The organism is Brachybacterium sp. UMB0905 (assembly GCF_002871795.1).
Lineage (GTDB): Bacteria > Actinomycetota > Actinomycetes > Actinomycetales > Dermabacteraceae > Brachybacterium.
Genome location: NZ_PNHL01000019.1, coordinates 1 through 17155 on the forward strand (window position 1 = coordinate 1; position 17155 = coordinate 17155).

A 17155-nucleotide genomic window follows, 5' to 3' on the forward strand; every position below is an offset into this window, starting at 1 on the left:
CATCCGCACACTCCACCGATCAGACCCCCGCCGACCGGGGGTGTTGCTTCGACGCTATGACACCACCGGGTGCACTGAGCTTCTCTACTGTGTGAGCCGTCAGGGGCAGGACACGGGATAACCACGGCGCGCGAGCGTCGCAGGCAGGGGAGCGGACCGGCGATGAGCGGTTTCTACGGCGCGAACACCGACCATCTGCGCCAGCATGGGCAGCTGATGGTGACCAAGGCGCAGCGAGTGATCGAGCTGCGTGACCAGCTGACGCCGCTGGTGATGGACGAGGGCATCTGGCGCGGTAGCGACGCCGATTCTTTCCGCTCCGAGTGGAGCGGTCACGTGGCCGGCCTGTTCGAGAGCGGTCAGCAGACCGTGGACCACGGCGGCAAGAGTCTCGAGGAGCACGCCGAGGAGCAGGATCAGGCCTCCGCCGATGGCGAGGGCGGCGCCGGCGGGTCCGGCGGTGGTGAGGACGGCGGCTGGAACCCCTTCGGCTTCCTGAAGGACCTCTGGGTCAAGGGCCAGGGGCTGTTCAAGAAGTTCAAGGACTTCATGAAGTTCGTGGACGCGATCCCCACCGCGTTCGACGAGTTCCGGAAGCTCGCTGATGCCGGGCTCGAGAAGCTGTGGCGGTCCGCTTACCTCGATGAGCTGTTCAAGGGCGGCAAGGGCTGGCAGGCCGCCGCGGAGAAGCTCTTCGACAAGCTGAAGATCCCGAACTCCCTGGGCAACTTCCGCCCCCTGGAGTGGCTGAACAAGCTCGACGATGTGGCGCCGTGGCTGAAGAGCGTCGGCAGCGGCCTCGGCAAGGCGATGCCGTTCGTCGACATCGCCCTCGGTGGCGTGCAGGCCTACAACGGCTTCAAGGACGGGGACATCTACAACGGCGTCAGCGGCTCCCTGTCCGCTATCGGTGGCGGCCTGCTGGTCGCCGCGCCGTTCACCGGACCGGCCGCCCCGATCGTCGGCGCCGTCGGCGCGGGCCTCGGCATCGTCTCGGCCGGGATGGACATCGGCCGTATGGTCTACGACAACTGGGACGGCATCACCAGCACCGTCGGCAATGCTGCGAGCACCGTGGGCAATGCGGTCGGCTCAGCCGCTTCCGCGGCTGGAGATGCGATCGGCTCTGCGGCGTCGACCGTCGGCTCCGCGATCTCCGATGCCGGATCAGCGGTCTCCGACGCTCTGGGCGGTCTGGGCGAGGCCTTCGGCTGGTGACCGGGCGTACCAGAATTCACCCGTTGCTCAGCTGCCCGGATCATATCCCCGCATAGGATCGCCCCATGACGACCCCTCCGCTGCTCACCGAACGTGACGCCGCCTCGGCCTACGCCCTGCTCGCCGAAGCCAGCGAGGACCCGAAGGTCCTGGCTGTGCTGTCCGATGAGGAACTGTTGGCCCTGGGCGGACCCAGCGCCCTCGAACTCGTCGGCAGCCCCTTTCTCGACGCGGCCGAGTTCGATCGGGAACTGGCCGCCGCGATCGCCGCCCGCTCCCTGATCGCCCGGGGACTCGTCGTCCTCGATGATGCGCAGCAGGAGAACGAAGGCGAGGACATCGTCGACCCGGAGCGTCCAGTCGAGCGCGCCGCCCAGCTGGACCGCACCCTCGCCGGCCTGCTCACGCTGCGCTCGATGCCACTGGCGGTCCTGAACCTCACCCGGCAGGTCGCTGACCAGACCACCTCCGTGATGGTCTACGTGTTCCCGCGCGAGGGCATCCTCGAGGAGCTCATCACGGCCGACGGGTTCCACCACTTCAGCCTGCCGCTGCGCTCGGCGGTCCCCGCCCGACTGGCCCGCTACGTCGACCAGGACCAGGTGGCCGGTGACGAGGATGACGAGCCGATCCGCGCCACCGCCGCCGAGCTCGAGGGTGAAGGGGAGCTCGCCGAGGCGCTGCGTGACACGCGCGCCCTCACGGTCCTGACCAGCGCCGAATCCGACGGCTCCGCCCAGGTGTCGGTGATGGCGACCTCGCAGGACGTGTACATGATGGACACCCCCAGCTCGCCCGAGGAGCAGGTGGCGGTCCGTCGGATCTCCGCGCAGACCCTGCAGGACCTGATCGGCGAGGTGCTACCCGCTCCGGCCGACGCCTGAGCCGCCCCCGCGATGACCCGCAGCATCGTCCTGATCCACGCAGTGCGTTCCTCGCGCACCATGTGGAAGGGGCAGCGCCGTCGCCTGCGTGAGCGCGGCTATCAGGTGATCGCCCCGGACCTGCCCGGTCACGGACGGCGCCACGACGAGCCCTTCACCCTCGAGGGCGCGCTCGCCACGATCGATGCAGCGGTCGCCGCCTGCGAGGAACCACCGCTGCTGGTGGGTCTGTCGCTCGGCGGCTATCTGACGGTGCACTGGGCCGGCACCCATCCGGGGCGTCTGGCGGGCGTGGTCGCCGCGGACTGCACCATCGTCCCGGGTCCCGCGATGGCGCGCCTGTACGGGCTGTGGCTGACGATGAAGGACTGGCTGCCCGGGGATTCCGATGCCCGGGTGGCCCGCTCCTTCGCCCGCCGCCACACCCGCAAGGCCGCGAAACGCTACTACGGCGGCGGGCGCGCCCACGGCGTGGTCTCCGCGGTGGTCCGCGCCGTCGGCTCCTTCGACCTGCTGGCCGATGTCACGCGAATCGACGTACCGATCACCTTCGTCAACGGCGAGCATGATCCGTTCCGCCGCCACGAGGCCCTGTTCCTCGAGGCCGCGCGCGATGGGGAACTGGTGATCCTGCAGGACGCCGGGCATATCTCCAACCTGTCCCGCCCGAAACGGTTCGCGAAGATCCTGCACCGCTGCGCCGGGCAGGCGGTGTCGGCGTGACCGTACGGCCAGCGCCTCATCCCGTGGTGCTCATCCACGGCACACGCACCTCCCACAGCCAATGGGACCTCCAGCGCCCCGGGCTGGAAGCCGCCGGGCATCGCACGACCGCCCCCGACCTGCCCGGGCACGGCGCGCGCCACACGGAGCCGTTCACCCTCGACGCTGCGGCGGAGGTGATCAGCCAGGCCGTGCGCGTGGCCGCCGAGGATGGTCCGACGCACCTGGTGGGCAGCTCGCTCGGCGGGATGCTCGCCATCCACACCGCCGCCCGGCTCACCGCAGAGGACCCGGCCCTGCTGTGCTCGGTCATCGCCTGCGGCGCCGCCGTGCAGCCCACGCCGCACACCGCCCGTGCGTACGCCGCGCTGATGGAGATGGTCGACCGGGTGCCCGGGGCGCGGCAGGGCACCTGGCCGCTGCGTCTGCTGCTCGGCGCCGAAGGAGCCCGCGCCTACGTGCGCGGCGGGAGGGCCGACGTGGCCGTGGTCGCCCCAGCCTTCGCCGCTGTCGCCTCCATGGACCTGCGCGCGGATCTCGCCCGCATCCCGGTGCCTGTGACCTTTCTGCATGGACGGGGTGATCAGCTGCGCCTGCACGAACGCTCCTTCGTCGCCGCTGCGCCGCGCGGAGCGTTGGAGGTCCTGCCCTATGGCAATCACATGGTCAACCTGGTCCGCCCCGGTCGCTTCACGACGGACCTGCTGCGCGTGCTCGCCCGCAGCGAGCGGGAGGGCTGAGGCCACCTGCCAGGCAGGACGGCGTTCGCCCCGTACCCTGGCGATGTGACAACCATGCATCGCCCCACCCTGCGCGTCGGTTTCGTGCCCGGGGTCGAACCGGACCGCTTCCTGCGCCGGTGGAAGACCGGCCGCCGCAGCGCCTGGCTGGACCTCGTGCCCGTGCCGCTGTCGCGCCAGCGCGAAGTGCTGGCCACCGCAGAGGTCGACATGTGCTTCGTGCGGCTGCCGCTGCCCGAGCTCGACGAGCTGCACCTGGTGCGGCTGTGGGAAGAGCGCGCCGCCGTGGTGGTGGGGGACGAGAACCTCCTCAGCCTCCACGAAGAGGTCCGCGAAGAGGACCTCGCACAGTCCGGGGAGAGGGAGATCCTGCCCCAGCATCTCGATGATGCGGCCGATCGCGTCGCGATCGTCGCCACCGGCATCGGGTTCACCCGGATGCCGTTGCCCCTCGCACGGCTGCACCACCGCAAGGATGCTGTGCACCTGCCGCAGGCGGACGCCGAACCCACGCGCATCGGCCTCGCCTGGCCCCGTGAGGCCGATGATGATCTGCGGCAGGAGTTCGTCGGCGTCGTGCGCGGACGCACCGCCCGCTCCAGTCGCTGACCCGTCGGCTCCCCAAACGTCGAGAACACCCCCACGTCAGAACACCCCGCAACCTGATCCGAAGGAGGTCCCCATGACCGAGCAGCCCCGCATGAACGTCGAGAGCTTCAACCTCGACCACCGCGCCGTTGCCGCCCCCTACCTGCGCATCGCCGATCGCAAGGAGCTGCCCGGCGGTGATGTGCTGACGAAGTTCGATGTGCGCTTCACCCAGCCCAACCGGGAGCACCTGGACTCCGAGGCCGTCCACTCTCTCGAGCACATGATGGCCGAGCACATGCGCGACCACAGCGCGGACGTCCTGGACGTCTCGCCGATGGGCTGCCGCACCGGTTTCTACGTCCTGCTGGTGGGCGACCACACCGTCGAGGGCTTCACCCCGGTCCTCGAGGCGACCCTGCGGGACCTGCTTGCCGCGGATGAGGTGCCAGCGGCCAATGAGATCCAGTGCGGCTGGGGCGCGCACCACACCCTGGAGGGTGCGAAGACGGCTGCGCGGGCGATGCTGGAGCAGCGCGAGCAGTGGGGGCAGGTCAGCGCCTGAGACCCTCCCGCACCGCGTGCAGCAGGCGCGCGGTGCGCTCGTCGGTCGAGAGATCGTCCACGCTCACCACCTGCCCGTCGGCATCGGCCAGCGGGATCCGCCAGTTCGGGTACTCCTCATCCGTGCCCGGCTGGTTCTGGATCCGTCGCTCGCCCACGCAGTCCACGAGCGAAACCCCCAGCAGCATCGACGGGGTGCGCACCAGGTGCCGATGCAGCGCGATCACCGTCTGTTCGATGTCCGCGTCCGCCTCCAGCAGGCCCTCGCCGCGCAGCAGATCCAGGACCTCTTCGCGAGCCTCCGCATCGGCGGCCTGCTCCTGCTCGAGGCTGCGCTCCAGCAGCCCCAGCTCATGCCGCAGCGCCACATGGTCCCCGGCCAGGTACCCGGCCGTCGGCGGCAGGTCATGGGTGTTCACCGAGGCCATGCACTGGGTGCGGTAGTGCTCCGGCGCGAGCGGTCGGCCCTGGTCGTCGTACTCGAACCACAGGATCGAGGTGCCCATGATCCCGCGCTCGACCAGGTAGTCCCGCACCCACGGCTCGAAAGTGCCCAGGTCCTCACCGACCACGAGGGTGCCCGAGCGCTGCGCCTCGAGCGCCAGGATCCCGATCATCGCCTCATGGTCGTAGGCGACATATGCCCCATCGGACGCCTCATGTCCCTCGGGGATCCACCACAGGCGGAACAGTCCCAGCACATGGTCGATCCGCAGTGCACCGGCATGCCGCATCAGGGTGCGCAGCATGTCCCGCCACGGCCGGTAGGAGTGCTCCCGCAGACGCTCGGGGTGCCACGGCGGCTGATCCCAGTTCTGGCCCTGCTGGTTGTACTGGTCCGCGGGAGCGCCTACGCCCACGCCGAGCGCCAGCACATCACGAAGACTCCACGCATCGGCGCCCAGCTGCTCCACGCCCACCGCGAGGTCATGCATGATGCCGATGCGCATCCCCGCATCCTGTGCCGCGGACTGGGCGGCACCCATCTGCTCATCCAGCAGCCACTGCACCCACACGTGGAACTCGATGCGCTCGGCCAGCTCCCGGCGGGCCTGCTCGATGGTGCGCTCATCGAGCTCGGCGAGGCTCGCCTCATCCTCCGTGCCGTGCAGCTGCTCGGCGATTGCGCTCCACAGCGCGAAGTCCTCCAGCCCCTGCCCTTCGCGGGCCCGGTAGGCGTCCAGCAGCGCTTGCCGCGCCGGGGTCAGCGGCACCGCGAACAGCTCCTCGAGCGCCTTGTTCTTCGCGGTCAGCACCGCATCGCGCACCAGATGCTCGGCATCCTCGTTGTAGCCGGCCACGCCCTGGCGCAGCAGCTCCACCTTCTGCCGTGCCACCTCGGTGAGCAGCCGATACTCCGGCACGTCCTCGATGCGCAGGTACAGGGCGCTCGTGAAACGCCGCGTGGTGGGCAGGTATGGGGAGGGCAGCACCGGCGCCGTCGGATAGGAGGCGTGCAGGGGGTTCACCAGCAGGAAGTCCGCGCCGTGGCGGGCACCGGTGATCGCGGCGATATCCCGCATATCAGCGAGGTCGCCGATGCCCCACGAGCGCTTGGAGCGCACCGAGTACAGCTGCGCCTGCAGCCCGAAAGCCCGCTGCGCGGCGAACTGCTCGTGGACCGTCACCCGCGCCGGGGTGACCACCACATCGGCCTCGACGCTGTGCCCGTCCTCGAGCTCGGCAACCGCCCGGTGCCAGCCCAGCGGCAGCCCGGCCGGCAGGTGGAAGCGGGCGCGGCCGCGCAGTGTGCCGTCCAGATCGAACGGAGCCGTGTTGTCCTCGCTCTGCTGCAGATCCCACCGGGCCCCGTCCTCGAGCCGCAGGTGCATCGTCACCGCGGTGCCATGGTCCACGTGCACGGGGATCGAGCTGTCGCGGTCCTCCCGCATCACGGTCACCGGCGGCAGGGTGCGCTCCCACGGGGCGCGCTCACGGCGGGCACGGGTGGCGGCGATCGCCTCCGGCGAGGAGACATCGGCGCCGAGCGCGGTGAGCACAGCGGCCAGCGTGTCCGGGGAGACGTCCTTCAGCGTGCCGTCCCACCCCCAGTACTGGGTGCTGACGCCAAGGTCATGGGCGAGGTCGCGCAGAGCGGGGGTATCCGAGCACATGGCGCATATCGTAGACGGCTGCGCCGCCCGGATCGCACCGGGAAGGGCCCGGTGTGATCAGGTCCAGGACGGCAGCCACATGCGGTACTGCCACTGGTGGACATCCAGCACCTGCCCGGTCCACACCGGCCAGAAGAACGCCGAGACGAGAACGATCAGCGTCAGCAGCGCGCCGACGAACAGCCCACCGGCGAACCGCTGATCCCGTGAGGCGGAGGGGCCGCCCATGATGAGTCCCAGCGCGTAGGCGAGGGCGAGCACCACCCACGGGGTGAAGGCGATCGTGTAGAACGTGAATACGGTGCGATCCAGGTACAGCAGCCACGGCAGGTATCCGCCCGCGATCCCCGCCCAGATCGCCCATGCGCGCCCGTCGCGATACAGGATCCCGAACAGCAGCGCGACCCCCAGGGCGACGGTGCCCAGCCACCAGATCAGCGGATTGCCCACATCCAGAATGTGCGCCCCGCAGCGGGCGACCTCGCAGCCATGCTCTCCGTAGTCATAGGAGCGGTAGTAGAAGTTCGTGGGCCGCAGCTGCAGCAGCCAGCCCAGGGGAGTGGCCTGGTAGGGGTGCTCCGAGTCCAGTCCGCGATGGAATTCATAGGCCTGCACGTGATACAGCCATAGCGAATGCAGCGCATCCACCGCCCCGTGGCCGGTGGCGACCCCCTTCGACTCCGCGAGGTGGCGGTTGTAGCCGATCGTCGAGGCGAACCAGCCGGACCAGGAAGCGAGGTAGGTCAGCAGCGCCGTGCCCACCATCGCGAAAAATGCCGGGAGGGCATCGCGCACGAAACCTGACAGCAGCCAGGACCGCTGGCCAACAGCGCGGCGGGCCCACCAGTCCCACAGCACCGTCATGATCCCGAACACCGCCAGGAAATAGATGCCCGACCACTTCACGGCGCAGGCCATGCCCAGCAGCGCTCCGGCCATGATCCGCCAGGGCCGCAGTCCTCCCGACGTGCCCAGGGCCGACGGGGACGCGGCGGCCAGATGCACCCGCGTGGCCGCCAGCGCCAGACGCTCCCGAAACGCATCACGGTCCCGCAGCAGCGCCCCGAACGCGGCCAGAGCGAAGACCATCACGAAGTTGTCCAGCAGACCCGTGCGGGCATGGACGATCGCCTGCCCCTCCACGGCCATCAGCAGCCCGGCGATCAGACCGACGGTGTGCGAACGCAGCAGACGTCGGCCGATCAGCGTCACCAGCAGCACCGCCGCGGCGCCGGCCAGGGCGGTGGAGATCCGCCAACCCCACGGACTGTCTGCGCCCAGCAGCAGCATCCCCGCGCCGATCAGCCATTTCCCCAGCGGCGGATGCACCACATAGGAGCCCGTCGGCTCATAGGAGTCCACGTCTCCGGCCTCGAAAGCAGGATCGGGCTCCTCAGGCCAGTCCATCTCCACACCGGTCTGCGTGAGGGTATAGCCGTCCTTGACGTAATAGGTCTCATCGAAGATCAGCTCGCCAATGCCGCCGAGCCCCCACAGTCGCAGCACAAGCGCGAGGCCCAGCAGAGCCATCGCCCCCGCCCAGAACCCGCGGGAGGGCCCGGGCAGGTCATCGATCCGCAGGCGCCGACGGTAGAACGCGAGGATGCCCGCACGCTCGGGGGAGCCGAGATCCGCGCGCACACTGCCGCGCCGCGAGCTGGGCTGGGCATCCTGGCGCGCATCCTCGGACGCGTCCGGGTGAGCACCGGCGGCGCGATCACGGTCTGTGACCTGCGCGCTGCTCGTCTGCCCCTCCTGCTCCTGCACGCGGCAATGCTAGGTCATCGTCCCCCTCGCGCACCCGCTCCGCAGAGCGAGTCGGCGCATGGGCAGGGTGGTGGGCGTCAGGGCGCGGGGAGACCAGGGCGCGGGGAGATCAGGGATGGGGCGTCGTTAGCATGGGCAGATGCTGCAGCCCGGAGTCCTCACCCTCGCCGCCACCCCCATCGGCAACCCGTTGGACGCCTCCGTGCGGCTGCAGCGCGCCCTCGCCGCGGCGGATCTGATCGCCGCGGAGGACACCCGGCGCCTGGCCCGCCTCGCACGCGACCTCGAGGTCGAGCTGCGGGCGAAGATCATCTCCTACCACGAGCACAACGAGGCAGAGCGCACCGAGCTGCTGCTCGCCGCGCTGCGCGAGGGCCGACGGGTGCTCGTGGTCACCGATGCCGGGATGCCCGTGGTCTCCGATCCCGGATTTCAGGCCGTGCGCGCTGCGGTCGAGGCGGGGCTGCCGATCACGGTGATCCCCGGACCCTCAGCGGTGCTGACGGCGCTGGCCGCCTCCGGGATCGCCCCGGACCGCTTCACCTTCGAAGGGTTCCCGCCGCGCCGCGAGGGACGCCTGCGCAGCCTGCTGGAGTCTCTCGCGCAGGAGCCGCGCACCATGGTGTTCTTCGAGTCCCCGCGCCGCACTGCCGCAACCCTCGCGGCGATGGCAGAGGTGCTGGGGGAGGAGCGGCCCGCCGCGGTGGCGCGCGAGCTGACCAAGACGCATGAAGAGGTGGTGCGCGGCAGCCTCGCCGAGCTCGCCGCCTGGGCAGACGAGCACGAGGTGCTCGGCGAGATCGTGCTCGTGATCAGCGGGGCGCAGCCCACGACAGCCCGACCCGAGGACCTCGTGGATGCGGTGCTGCAGCGCGCCGCCGCGGGAGAGCGTCTGAAGGACGCCGCGAAGGAGGTGGCACGCGGGCACGACGGCATCAGCGCCCGCGAGCTGTACGACCTCGCGCTTCGCCGCCGGGCTGCGGACGGGAGCTGACGCGCGGGGCTGGGCCGCAGGACGCGCGGGGCGGGCCGCTGACGCGCCGCCTGCCGCAGACAGCACGACGCCCCCGGCACCACGGTGACGGGGGCGTCGTGAGAAGCTGCGGCGGCAGCCGACGGATCAGTCGTCGATCTGCAGCAGACCGCGCTGGTAGGCCTTGGCCAGACGGCGCGGGACATTCGCGGTGCGGCCGCGCTGGCTGACCTGCACCAGATCGGTGGTGCTGGCCTTCCACTGGGAACGGCGGGAGCGCGTGCGCGCACGGGACATCTTGAACTTGGGCACTGCCATGGGACGCTCCTTGACGGTCCGGAGGATGAACGGGCGATGCGTCCCCGGCGAGCAGCGACCCGAATCCGGCCTGGGGAATCTCGAGAGATTCGGCGAATCCGGGGCGCTCGGGGGCACGGGGGAGCGCAACGACGTCCTATCCTGCCACAATCACGCCCGGAGCGCTTCCCCCGCCGGGCGTGACGTCGCCCACCGGACGTGCCTGGGCGGGCCCTCGCGGGCGTCGGCCGGGTTCGGTCTGGACTCGGTTCGATCCGACGTGTTCGGGTGCGGACGCGAACGCTCCTACCATGGTCGCATGCCCACCCCCCAGCAGAACCCGAGCGGATCGACGCCCCGCCCAGCGCAAGCTTCGGCCCCGGCCTCGGCCCCGGCCCCAGCGCCAACCTCCGGCCCGGCGCCCGTGCGCGACCGCGAGGACATCGACCCGCGCGGATCCCGGCGGGACCGTTCCTGGCCGCCCGCCCCCGAGCCGCTGCCCTCCCCGGTGATCGACAACCACTGCCACCTGGACTTCTCCGACGGCGACACGGCGCTGAGCATCGCCGACCACGTCCGCCTGGCCGCCGAAGCCGGCATCGACGCGCAGATCACCATCGGCTCCGATCTCGAGGCGGTGCGCTGGACCGCCGCGCTGCTCGCGAGCGAGGACTGCCCGCCGTCCCTGCGTGGCGGCGTCGCCGTCCACCCCAATGAAGCCGCACTGCACGCCCGCGGCCACGACCACCAGGGGCGGGAGATGGTGGACCTCGAGACAGCGATCGCCGAGGTGTCCGAGCTGGTGCGCGGACGCGGCATGGTCACCGTCGGCGAGACCGGCCTGGACTGGTTCCGCACCTCCCGCAAAGACGAGCAGGCCCGCGCCGCGCAGATCGACTCATTCCGCGCCCACATCGCGCTGGCCAAGGAACTGGACCTGCCGATGCAGATCCACGACCGGGACGCCCACCAGGACGTGCTCGAGGTGCTGCTGGCCGACGGCGCCCCCGAGCGCACCGTCTTCCACTGCTTCTCCGGGGACGCCGAGTTCGCCCGCACGTGCGTGGAACACGGCTGGTACCTCTCTTTTGCCGGCACCGTGACGTTCAAGAACTCCGTGCCGCTGCGCGAGGCGCTCGCCGCCGTCGGCCTGGGCCCGGTGATGGTGGAGACCGACGCGCCGTTCCTCACCCCGGTCCCGTACCGCGGCCGCCCCAACTCCTCGTACCTCATCCCGCACACGATGGCGACGATCGCCGAGGTCACTGGGACGGACCTGGAGCAGGCCTGCCGCGCGGTGCGGGCGACCACGCTGGACGTCTACGACCTGCGCGTGGCGAGCGCCGCATGAACGGCTCTGCGGAGCGGCCCGCCACGCTGCTGAGCGCCCGCGACATCCGCGAGCTCGCTGACGCCGCGGGGATCCGCCCCTCCAAACAGCGCGGCCAGAACTTCGTCATGGACCCCAACACGGTGCGCACCATCGTCGAGCGCGCCCAGGTGCAGCCGGGCCAGGCCGTGCTCGAAGTGGGCCCGGGGCTGGGCTCACTCACCCTCGGGCTGCTGGAGGCCGGAGCGGACGTCGCGGCGATCGAATTGGACCGCGGGCTCGCCCAGCTGCTGCCGGCCACGCTGGAAGCGCGCGGCATCCCCGCAGGCCGCTTCCGCCTGGTCCACACCGATGCCCTGCAGGTCACCGAGCTGCCCGTCCTGCCGCACTCCGGGGAACCGACGGCGCTGGTGGCGAACCTGCCCTACAACGTCGCCACCCCGATCCTGCTCACCATGCTCGAGCGCTTCGAGTCGCTCACGAGCGCCCTGGTCATGGTGCAGTCCGAAGTAGTGGACCGCCTCACCGCCCAGCCCGGCAGCAAGGTGTACGGCGCCCCGAGCGTGAAGGCCGCCTGGTACGGCACCGCCGTCCACGCCGGCCGGATCTCCCGGCAGATCTTCTGGCCCGTCCCCAACGTCGACTCCGCCCTCGTCCACCTGCAGCGCCATGAGCAGCCGCGCGGGTCCGATGCGGAGCGTGAGCAGGTCTTCGCCGTCGTGGACGCCGCCTTCGCGCAGCGCCGCAAGACGCTGCGGGCGGCGCTCGCCACGTGGGCCGGCAGTGCGGCGCGCGCCGAGGAGCTGCTGCGCGCGGCAGGTATCGACCCCGGGCAACGTGGCGAGCGGCTCGGCATCGAGGAATTCAGTGCGATCGCGCAGGCGGCAGGGGCGCACACGCAGCAGCGCACGGAGGAGAGCCGATGAGCCTGTCGCGTGTGGTGGTGCGAGCCCCCGGCAAGATCAACCTCTCCCTGGCCGTCGGGGCGGTCGATGAGCGCGGCTACCACGCGCTGTCCACCGTGTTCCAGGCCGTCGACCTGTACGAGACCGTCACGGCCGAGCGCGCCGAACAGATCAGCTTCACGGTCGACTCCGAGGTGCCCGGCGCGATCCCGCACGACGGCACGAACCTCGTACTGCAGGCCGCCGAGCTGCTGCGCCGCGAGAGCGGATGCACCGCAGGGGCTGCACTGCACGTGCACAAGCAGGTGCCGATCGCCGGCGGGATGGGCGGAGGATCGGCCGACGCCGCCGCGACCCTCGTGGCGCTGGACCGGCTGTGGGGCCTCGAGCTCGGCGCCGAACGACTGCGCGAGCTCGGAGCACAGCTCGGCGCTGACGTGCCCTTCGCGATGCTGGGCCACACCGCCCTGGGGCGCGGCACCGGCGCGGACCTCACCACCGTCCTGACCCACGGGGAATGGACCTGGCTGCTCGCGATCCCCGGCGGCGGGCTCTCCACCCCCGAGGTGTACCGGCGCTTCGATGAGATCGCCGCGGCAGTGGGGAAGGCGCTCCCGGCAGAACCGGCGGTCGATGAACGCCAGCTCGAAGCCCTAGCCCGCGGCGATGCGCAGCTGCTGGGAGACACCCTGCACAACGACCTGCAGGCCGCAGCCTTCGCGCTCGACCCTGGCCTGGAGGCCGTGGTGGAGGAGGCCGAACGGCAGGGCGCGCTCGGCGCGATCGTCAGCGGCTCCGGCCCGACGATCGCCGCGCTCGTCGAGGACGACGCCCACGCCCGGATGCTCGCCGACGCTCTCGCCGCCCGAGAGGTCGTGCAGAACTGCCTGGTCGTGCGCGGATCCGCACCGGGAGCGAGCGTGCTCGAGGAGAAGTAGCGCTCGAACGTGTGATCGAGTTTCGCTCGCAAGATGGGCAGAACGCTTGCCTGAGTCGAACGGCTGTGCGATTATGGTCGCATGCTCATCATGGCCGATGGAGACTCGCTGCGGATCGACGAGATGGACCTCGTCATCCCGCCAACGTGGTGAGTCCGCTCGCCAGGCGCGCCTCATCGCGCGAGCAGAGGCATCCCATGCGCTGCACCAACCGACCTCCGCGGCCGGCCGCAGCCTGGCCACCTCGCGCCGCCTGGTCCGTTCCATGCCCCGGATGCTCGGGGCGCTCGCCGATGGCCGCCTCACCGCCCCAGCAGTCCACGGTGTGGGACGGACGATGGGCCCCGCGGATCCGCAAAGGCCTCTCCGTCGCCACGGAGAGTGCCCGCTCCCACGGTGATCGACGCGGTCACGGCCAGATCATGGCGGACCTGTTCACCCAGGCCCTGCTCGGCGGTGAGGCGCTGGATCCCAGCACCGTGGACCTCGGGGTGGTCATCACCGATCGCTTCCCTGCTCGCTCCCGCCCACGCCGATGCCGCACTCATCGAAGGGCTCGGCGCCGTGCCGTACGAGCACATCCGGGACGCCATGTATGAGGCTGTCTGTGCCAGCCCGGATGCAGACAGTGCCCTGCGGCTGCGACGGCTGTACACGGACCCCGAGGACGGTCAGCTCGTGGCGATGGACTCCCGCGCCCGCGCCGACCGCAGCAGCCGCGCCCCCCGCAACAAGCGCGCCACCCGCAGCGCCGCCACCGCTGGACCCACTGCCGGACTTCCACCAGCTGCCCACAGTGCACGATGCCTTGCTGCGGCTGCACCGTGCCATCCTCGGTGACGGTCTGCCCGGGGCAGGTGACCTCAGCCCAGCTGCTCGCCCAGCTCCAGCCAGCGCTCCTCCGCCTGCTCCACCTGATCCTCCAGATCCCGCAGCTGAGCGGTGAGCGCGGCGAGCCCCTCATAGTCTGACTGGTCATGTGCGGCCAGGCGCTCGTGTAGCTTCTGCTGCTGCGTCTCCAGCTTCGTCAGGCGCCGCTCGAGAGCGCTGAGCTCCTTGCGTGCCGCATGCGCCTCGGCCCCCGTGAGCCCTGTGGTCTCCGACGCGGCAGGGGAGCTCACGGCCCCATCGGACCCCGCCGGCCCGCCAGCCGCAGATCCGCCTCGTGCAGACCCACCAGTTGCAGACCCACCAGCTGCAGACCTGCCACCTCCCGCTCCGCGCTCGGCCGCCGCCGCGCTGTCGGCCCGCAGCCGCAGGTATTCCTCGACTCCGCCCGGCAGATGCCGCACGGTGCCGTCGATCACGGCGTACTGCAGGTCGGTGACGCGCTCGAGCAGGTACCGGTCATGCGAGACCACCAGCAGCGGCCCCGGCCACGTATCCAGCAGATCCTCCATGGCCGCGAGCATGTCGGTGTCCATGTCATTGGTGGGCTCATCGAGGATCAGCACGTTCGGCTCCTCCAGCAGCGTCAGCAGCAGATCCAGCCGCCGCTGCTGCCCGCCGGAGAGCTCCCCGATCCGAACTTTCTGATGCGCGGCGATGAAGCCGAGCCGCTCGAGCAGCTGCCCCGGGGTGACCTCGTCCTTCCCGGCCTGATAGGAGGTGCGGTAGCGGCCCACCACATCGCTGACCCGCTCCCCGGCGTGCTCCGCGAGGCCATCCAGACGCTGAGAGACCTGCCGTACCGTCACGGTCTTGCCGCGCTTGACCCGCCCTGCCTGCGGAGCGAGCGTGCCCTGCACCAGCGCGAGCAGCGTCGATTTCCCGGCACCGTTCGGACCGAGCACCCCTATGCGATCCGCCGGCCCGATCCGCAGCGTCACATCCCGCAGCACGGTGTGCTCGCCATAGCCGGCGTCGACGTCCAGCAGGTCGATCACATCCCGGCCCAGCCGCGAGGTGGCCAGCTGCGTGAGTGCCACCTGGTCGCGCACCGGAGGCTCCCCGGCGATCAGCTCGTTCGCAGCCTCGATGCGGAACTTCGGCTTCGAGGTGCGGGCGGGGGCGCCGCGGCGCAGCCAGGCCAGCTCCTTGCGCAGGAGGTTCTGCCGCTTGGCCTCGATCGCGGCGGCCTGTCGGTCCCGCTCCACCCGCTGCAGGACATAGGCCGCATACCCGCCCTCGAATGGTTCGACGATCCCGTCGTGCACCTCCCACATGCGGGTGCACACGGCGTCGAGGAACCAGCGGTCATGCGTGACCACCACGAGTGCGCCGTCCTTCGGTGACCAGCGGCGGCGCAGGTGCTCGGCGAGCCAGGCGATGCCCTCCACGTCCAGGTGGTTCGTCGGCTCATCGAGCAGCAGCACGTCCCAGTCACCCACCAGCAGCTCAGCGAGGTGCACGCGCCGCAGCTGCCCGCCGGAGAGGTCGGTCAGCGCCGCCTCCAGGTCGATGCCCTGCAGCAGCCCGGCCAGGACGTCGCGGATCCGAGGATCCGAGGCCCACTCGTGCTCGGGCCGGTCACCTACCACGCGCTCGCGCACGCTCACGCCGTGATCGGCCCGGTCCTGCTGCGTGAGCACGCCCACCCGCACCCCTCCGCGCACGGTCACCCGGCCGGAATGCGGCTCCGCAGTGCGCGCCAGCAGGCGCAGGAGCGTGGACTTTCCGTCGCCGTTGCGGCCCACCACGCCGATCCGGTCCCCGTCCTCGATGCCGACGGTGACCGCCTCCAGCAGCACCCGGTCAGGCAGGGCGATGTGGAGGGACTGGGTGCCGAGCAGGTGGGCCATACGGGCGAAACCTCCGGAGGTGGATCGTGGGGCGGGCGAAAAGAATCGTCGGGTGTGCGGACGTCAGGAAGCGAGGAAGCCAGGAAAACCGGATGACAGCGGCTGCTCAGCCGTCGCCGTTATCCGCTTCGAAGGTCAGCAGCAAGCTGCGCAGCAGGTTGGCGAGCTGTGCGGAGCTGTCGGCGCTGAGCGGCTCGAGCAGCTCCCGTTCGGCTGCGAGCAGACGCTCCATCGCGGCATCAACCCGGGCGACGCCCTCGGGCAGCAGCCGCACCTCCACGGCCCGTCGGTCCTGTGCGGAGCGGTTCTTGCGCACCAGGTCGCGGGCGGCGAGCTTGTCGATCCGTGTGGTCATGGTGCCGCTGGTCACGAGGGTTTCGCGCATGAGAGCGCCGGGGGATAGGGCGTCCTCTCCGCTGCGTCGCAGGGCGGAGAGCATGTCGAATTCCCAGCCTTCGAGTCCGGCGTCGGCGAAGGCCTCGCGGCGAGCGGTCTCCAGGTACCGGGCCAGACGCGAGATGCGGGAGAGGACCGCGAGCGGGGTGACGTCGAGGTCGGGCCGGGCCTGGTGCCAGCCGGCGAGGATCCCATCCACCTCATCGCGCGGCGCAGCAGCGGGGCCGACGGGGGCGGAGCGGGTCGGGGGAGTGGAGGGCATGCGTCGAGTTTAGAGACCGCGCAGCTCCGGCTTGCGCTCGAGTCCGCTGAGCCCATACCAGGAGAGGTTGACCATGCGCGCGGCGAGTACCTCTTTGGAGGGCTTACGGTTCTCGAGCCACCACTGGCCGGTGTAGGCGACCATGCCGACCAGCATCTGTGCGTACACGGTCGCGTCCTTGGCAGGGTAGGAGTGCAGACGCAGCTGGGTGGCGAGGATCTCCTCGACGCGGCTGGCGACGTCGGTGAGCAGGGCGGAAAAGGTGCCGACGGCGTGGCTGACGGGGGAGTCGCGCACGAGGATCCGGAACCCGTCCTCGTGGGTGTCGATGTAGGACAGGAAGGCGAGCGCTGCCTTCTCCATGAGCACCCGCGGGTGCTCGCGCTGATCGGCCAGCGACTCCTCGAGGGCAGCCAGGAGGGTGGAGACCTCGCGGTCCACGACCACGGCGTACAGCCCTTCTTTACCGCCGAAGTGCTCGTAGACGATAGGTTTGGAGACCTTCGCCCGAGCGGCGATCTCCTCCACCGTGGTCATGTCGTAGCCCTTCTCGGCGAAGATGCGCCGCCCCACGGTCAGCAGCTGTTCGCGCCGCTCCTTCCCGGACATCCGGGTGGACCTGCTACGAGGGGTGGAGCTTTCCGCCATGGCGCGAGTCTCCCACACGGACGGTGGATCCTCTGCCGGGCCGTTAGGATCGATCCGCGCTCCTCAT

General features: G+C 70.6%; 16 protein-coding genes. 10 read left to right on the forward strand and 6 right to left on the reverse strand.

The genetic code is table 11. The features are described 5' to 3' along the window. The first annotated feature begins 162 nt into the window (after positions 1-162). The 6 genes from CJ197_RS13550 to CJ197_RS13575 all read left to right on the forward strand — a co-directional run bounded on the left by CJ197_RS13550 (position 163) and on the right by CJ197_RS13575 (position 4718). On the forward strand, positions 163-1218 hold the full coding sequence (locus tag CJ197_RS13550) for a hypothetical protein (protein WP_102237277.1): 1056 nt from the start codon (positions 163-165) through the stop codon (positions 1216-1218). Between the two features lie 65 nt (positions 1219-1283). After that, a complete protein-coding gene (locus tag CJ197_RS13555; protein ID WP_102237278.1) occupies positions 1284-2102 on the forward strand; it encodes a hypothetical protein in 819 nt (272 codons plus the stop codon). A 12-nt stretch (positions 2103-2114) separates the two neighbouring features. Further along, positions 2115-2825: an alpha/beta fold hydrolase gene (locus CJ197_RS13560; RefSeq protein ID WP_102237279.1), complete on the forward strand. Its 711-nt coding sequence runs from the start codon at positions 2115-2117 to the stop codon at positions 2823-2825. Next, complete coding sequence (locus tag CJ197_RS13565; protein ID WP_102237280.1) at positions 2822-3565, forward strand: alpha/beta fold hydrolase; 744 nt, start codon at positions 2822-2824, stop codon at positions 3563-3565. The genes CJ197_RS13560 and CJ197_RS13565 overlap by 4 nt, the downstream gene beginning before the upstream one ends. A gap of 54 nt (positions 3566-3619) precedes the next feature. After that, entirely contained in the window at positions 3620-4174 is a 555-nt protein-coding gene (locus tag CJ197_RS13570; protein WP_102237281.1) for a LysR family transcriptional regulator, read from the forward strand. A gap of 73 nt (positions 4175-4247) precedes the next feature. After that, positions 4248-4718 carry an S-ribosylhomocysteine lyase gene (locus CJ197_RS13575; RefSeq protein ID WP_102237282.1) on the forward strand — a complete coding sequence of 157 codons (471 nt, stop codon included), beginning with the start codon at positions 4248-4250 and terminating at the stop codon, positions 4716-4718. Here CJ197_RS13575 and malQ read toward each other — a convergent pair. Beyond that, positions 4708-6831, reverse strand: coding sequence for a 4-alpha-glucanotransferase (gene malQ, locus CJ197_RS13580; RefSeq protein WP_102237283.1), 2124 nt, complete (start codon positions 6829-6831; stop codon positions 4708-4710). The two genes, CJ197_RS13575 and malQ, sit on opposite strands and share 11 nt — an antisense overlap. Before the next feature lie 57 nt (positions 6832-6888). Then, positions 6889-8598 carry a dolichyl-phosphate-mannose--protein mannosyltransferase gene (locus CJ197_RS13585; protein ID WP_233190975.1) on the reverse strand — a complete coding sequence of 570 codons (1710 nt, stop codon included), beginning with the start codon at positions 8596-8598 and terminating at the stop codon, positions 6889-6891. 139 nt (positions 8599-8737) lie between these two features. Between CJ197_RS13585 and rsmI the strand changes: the two genes are divergently transcribed. Then, on the forward strand, positions 8738-9592 hold the full coding sequence (gene rsmI / locus CJ197_RS13590) for a 16S rRNA (cytidine(1402)-2'-O)-methyltransferase (RefSeq protein WP_102237284.1): 855 nt from the start codon (positions 8738-8740) through the stop codon (positions 9590-9592). 126 nt (positions 9593-9718) lie between these two features. Here the strand turns inward: rsmI and rpmF are convergent, their stop codons facing one another. Next, positions 9719-9889, reverse strand: a complete 171-nt coding sequence (gene rpmF / locus CJ197_RS13595; RefSeq protein WP_102237285.1) for a 50S ribosomal protein L32 — start codon at positions 9887-9889, stop codon at positions 9719-9721. A gap of 298 nt (positions 9890-10187) precedes the next feature. On the opposite strand from rpmF, the gene CJ197_RS13600 reads away from it, so the two are divergent. Genes CJ197_RS13600 through CJ197_RS13610 form a run of 3 tightly spaced genes read left to right on the forward strand, consistent with a single transcriptional unit; the run spans position 10188 to position 13041 of the window. After that, a complete protein-coding gene (locus CJ197_RS13600; RefSeq protein ID WP_102237286.1) occupies positions 10188-11219 on the forward strand; it encodes a TatD family hydrolase in 1032 nt (343 codons plus the stop codon). Next, on the forward strand, positions 11216-12124 hold the full coding sequence (gene rsmA / locus CJ197_RS13605; protein WP_102237287.1) for a 16S rRNA (adenine(1518)-N(6)/adenine(1519)-N(6))-dimethyltransferase RsmA: 909 nt from the start codon (positions 11216-11218) through the stop codon (positions 12122-12124). Before CJ197_RS13600 ends, rsmA begins: the two co-directional genes overlap by 4 nt. Further along, positions 12121-13041 carry a 4-(cytidine 5'-diphospho)-2-C-methyl-D-erythritol kinase gene (locus CJ197_RS13610; RefSeq protein WP_102237288.1) on the forward strand — a complete coding sequence of 307 codons (921 nt, stop codon included), beginning with the start codon at positions 12121-12123 and terminating at the stop codon, positions 13039-13041. The genes rsmA and CJ197_RS13610 overlap by 4 nt, the downstream gene beginning before the upstream one ends. An 863-nt stretch (positions 13042-13904) precedes the next feature. Here the strand turns inward: CJ197_RS13610 and CJ197_RS13615 are convergent. The 3 genes from CJ197_RS13615 to CJ197_RS13625 all read right to left on the reverse strand — a co-directional run bounded on the left by CJ197_RS13615 (position 13905) and on the right by CJ197_RS13625 (position 17049). Continuing rightward, a complete protein-coding gene (locus CJ197_RS13615) occupies positions 13905-15782 on the reverse strand; it encodes an ABC-F family ATP-binding cassette domain-containing protein (protein ID WP_102237289.1) in 1878 nt (625 codons plus the stop codon). A gap of 106 nt (positions 15783-15888) precedes the next feature. Then, positions 15889-16440 (reverse strand): MarR family winged helix-turn-helix transcriptional regulator, encoded by a 552-nt coding sequence (locus CJ197_RS13620; protein WP_102237290.1) that lies wholly within the window; start codon positions 16438-16440, stop codon positions 15889-15891. 9 nt (positions 16441-16449) lie between these two features. Continuing rightward, positions 16450-17049: a TetR/AcrR family transcriptional regulator gene (locus CJ197_RS13625; RefSeq protein ID WP_233190977.1), complete on the reverse strand. Its 600-nt coding sequence runs from the start codon at positions 17047-17049 to the stop codon at positions 16450-16452. Positions 17050-17155 lie beyond the last annotated feature (106 nt).

Bases quoted from the DNA above. Each gene is read 5' to 3' on its own strand.
- rsmI (WP_102237284.1), top strand. From the start codon at position 8,738: ATGCTGCAGCCCGGAGTCCTCACCCTCGCCGCCACCCCCATCGGCAAC.
- malQ (WP_102237283.1), bottom strand. From the start codon at position 6,831: ATGTGCTCGGATACCCCCGCTCTGCGCGACCTCGCCCATGACCTTGGC.
- CJ197_RS13555 (WP_102237278.1), top strand. From the start codon at position 1,284: ATGACGACCCCTCCGCTGCTCACCGAACGTGACGCCGCCTCGGCCTAC.
- CJ197_RS13550 (WP_102237277.1), top strand. From the start codon at position 163: ATGAGCGGTTTCTACGGCGCGAACACCGACCATCTGCGCCAGCATGGG.
- CJ197_RS13610 (WP_102237288.1), top strand. From the start codon at position 12,121: ATGAGCCTGTCGCGTGTGGTGGTGCGAGCCCCCGGCAAGATCAACCTC.
- CJ197_RS13570 (WP_102237281.1), top strand. From the start codon at position 3,620: ATGCATCGCCCCACCCTGCGCGTCGGTTTCGTGCCCGGGGTCGAACCG.
- rpmF (WP_102237285.1), bottom strand. From the start codon at position 9,889: ATGGCAGTGCCCAAGTTCAAGATGTCCCGTGCGCGCACGCGCTCCCGC.
- CJ197_RS13615 (WP_102237289.1), bottom strand. From the start codon at position 15,782: ATGGCCCACCTGCTCGGCACCCAGTCCCTCCACATCGCCCTGCCTGAC.
- CJ197_RS13575 (WP_102237282.1), top strand. From the start codon at position 4,248: ATGACCGAGCAGCCCCGCATGAACGTCGAGAGCTTCAACCTCGACCAC.
- CJ197_RS13625 (WP_233190977.1), bottom strand. From the start codon at position 17,049: ATGTCCGGGAAGGAGCGGCGCGAACAGCTGCTGACCGTGGGGCGGCGC.
- CJ197_RS13620 (WP_102237290.1), bottom strand. From the start codon at position 16,440: ATGCCCTCCACTCCCCCGACCCGCTCCGCCCCCGTCGGCCCCGCTGCT.
- CJ197_RS13560 (WP_102237279.1), top strand. From the start codon at position 2,115: ATGACCCGCAGCATCGTCCTGATCCACGCAGTGCGTTCCTCGCGCACC.
- rsmA (WP_102237287.1), top strand. From the start codon at position 11,216: ATGAACGGCTCTGCGGAGCGGCCCGCCACGCTGCTGAGCGCCCGCGAC.
- CJ197_RS13600 (WP_102237286.1), top strand. From the start codon at position 10,188: ATGCCCACCCCCCAGCAGAACCCGAGCGGATCGACGCCCCGCCCAGCG.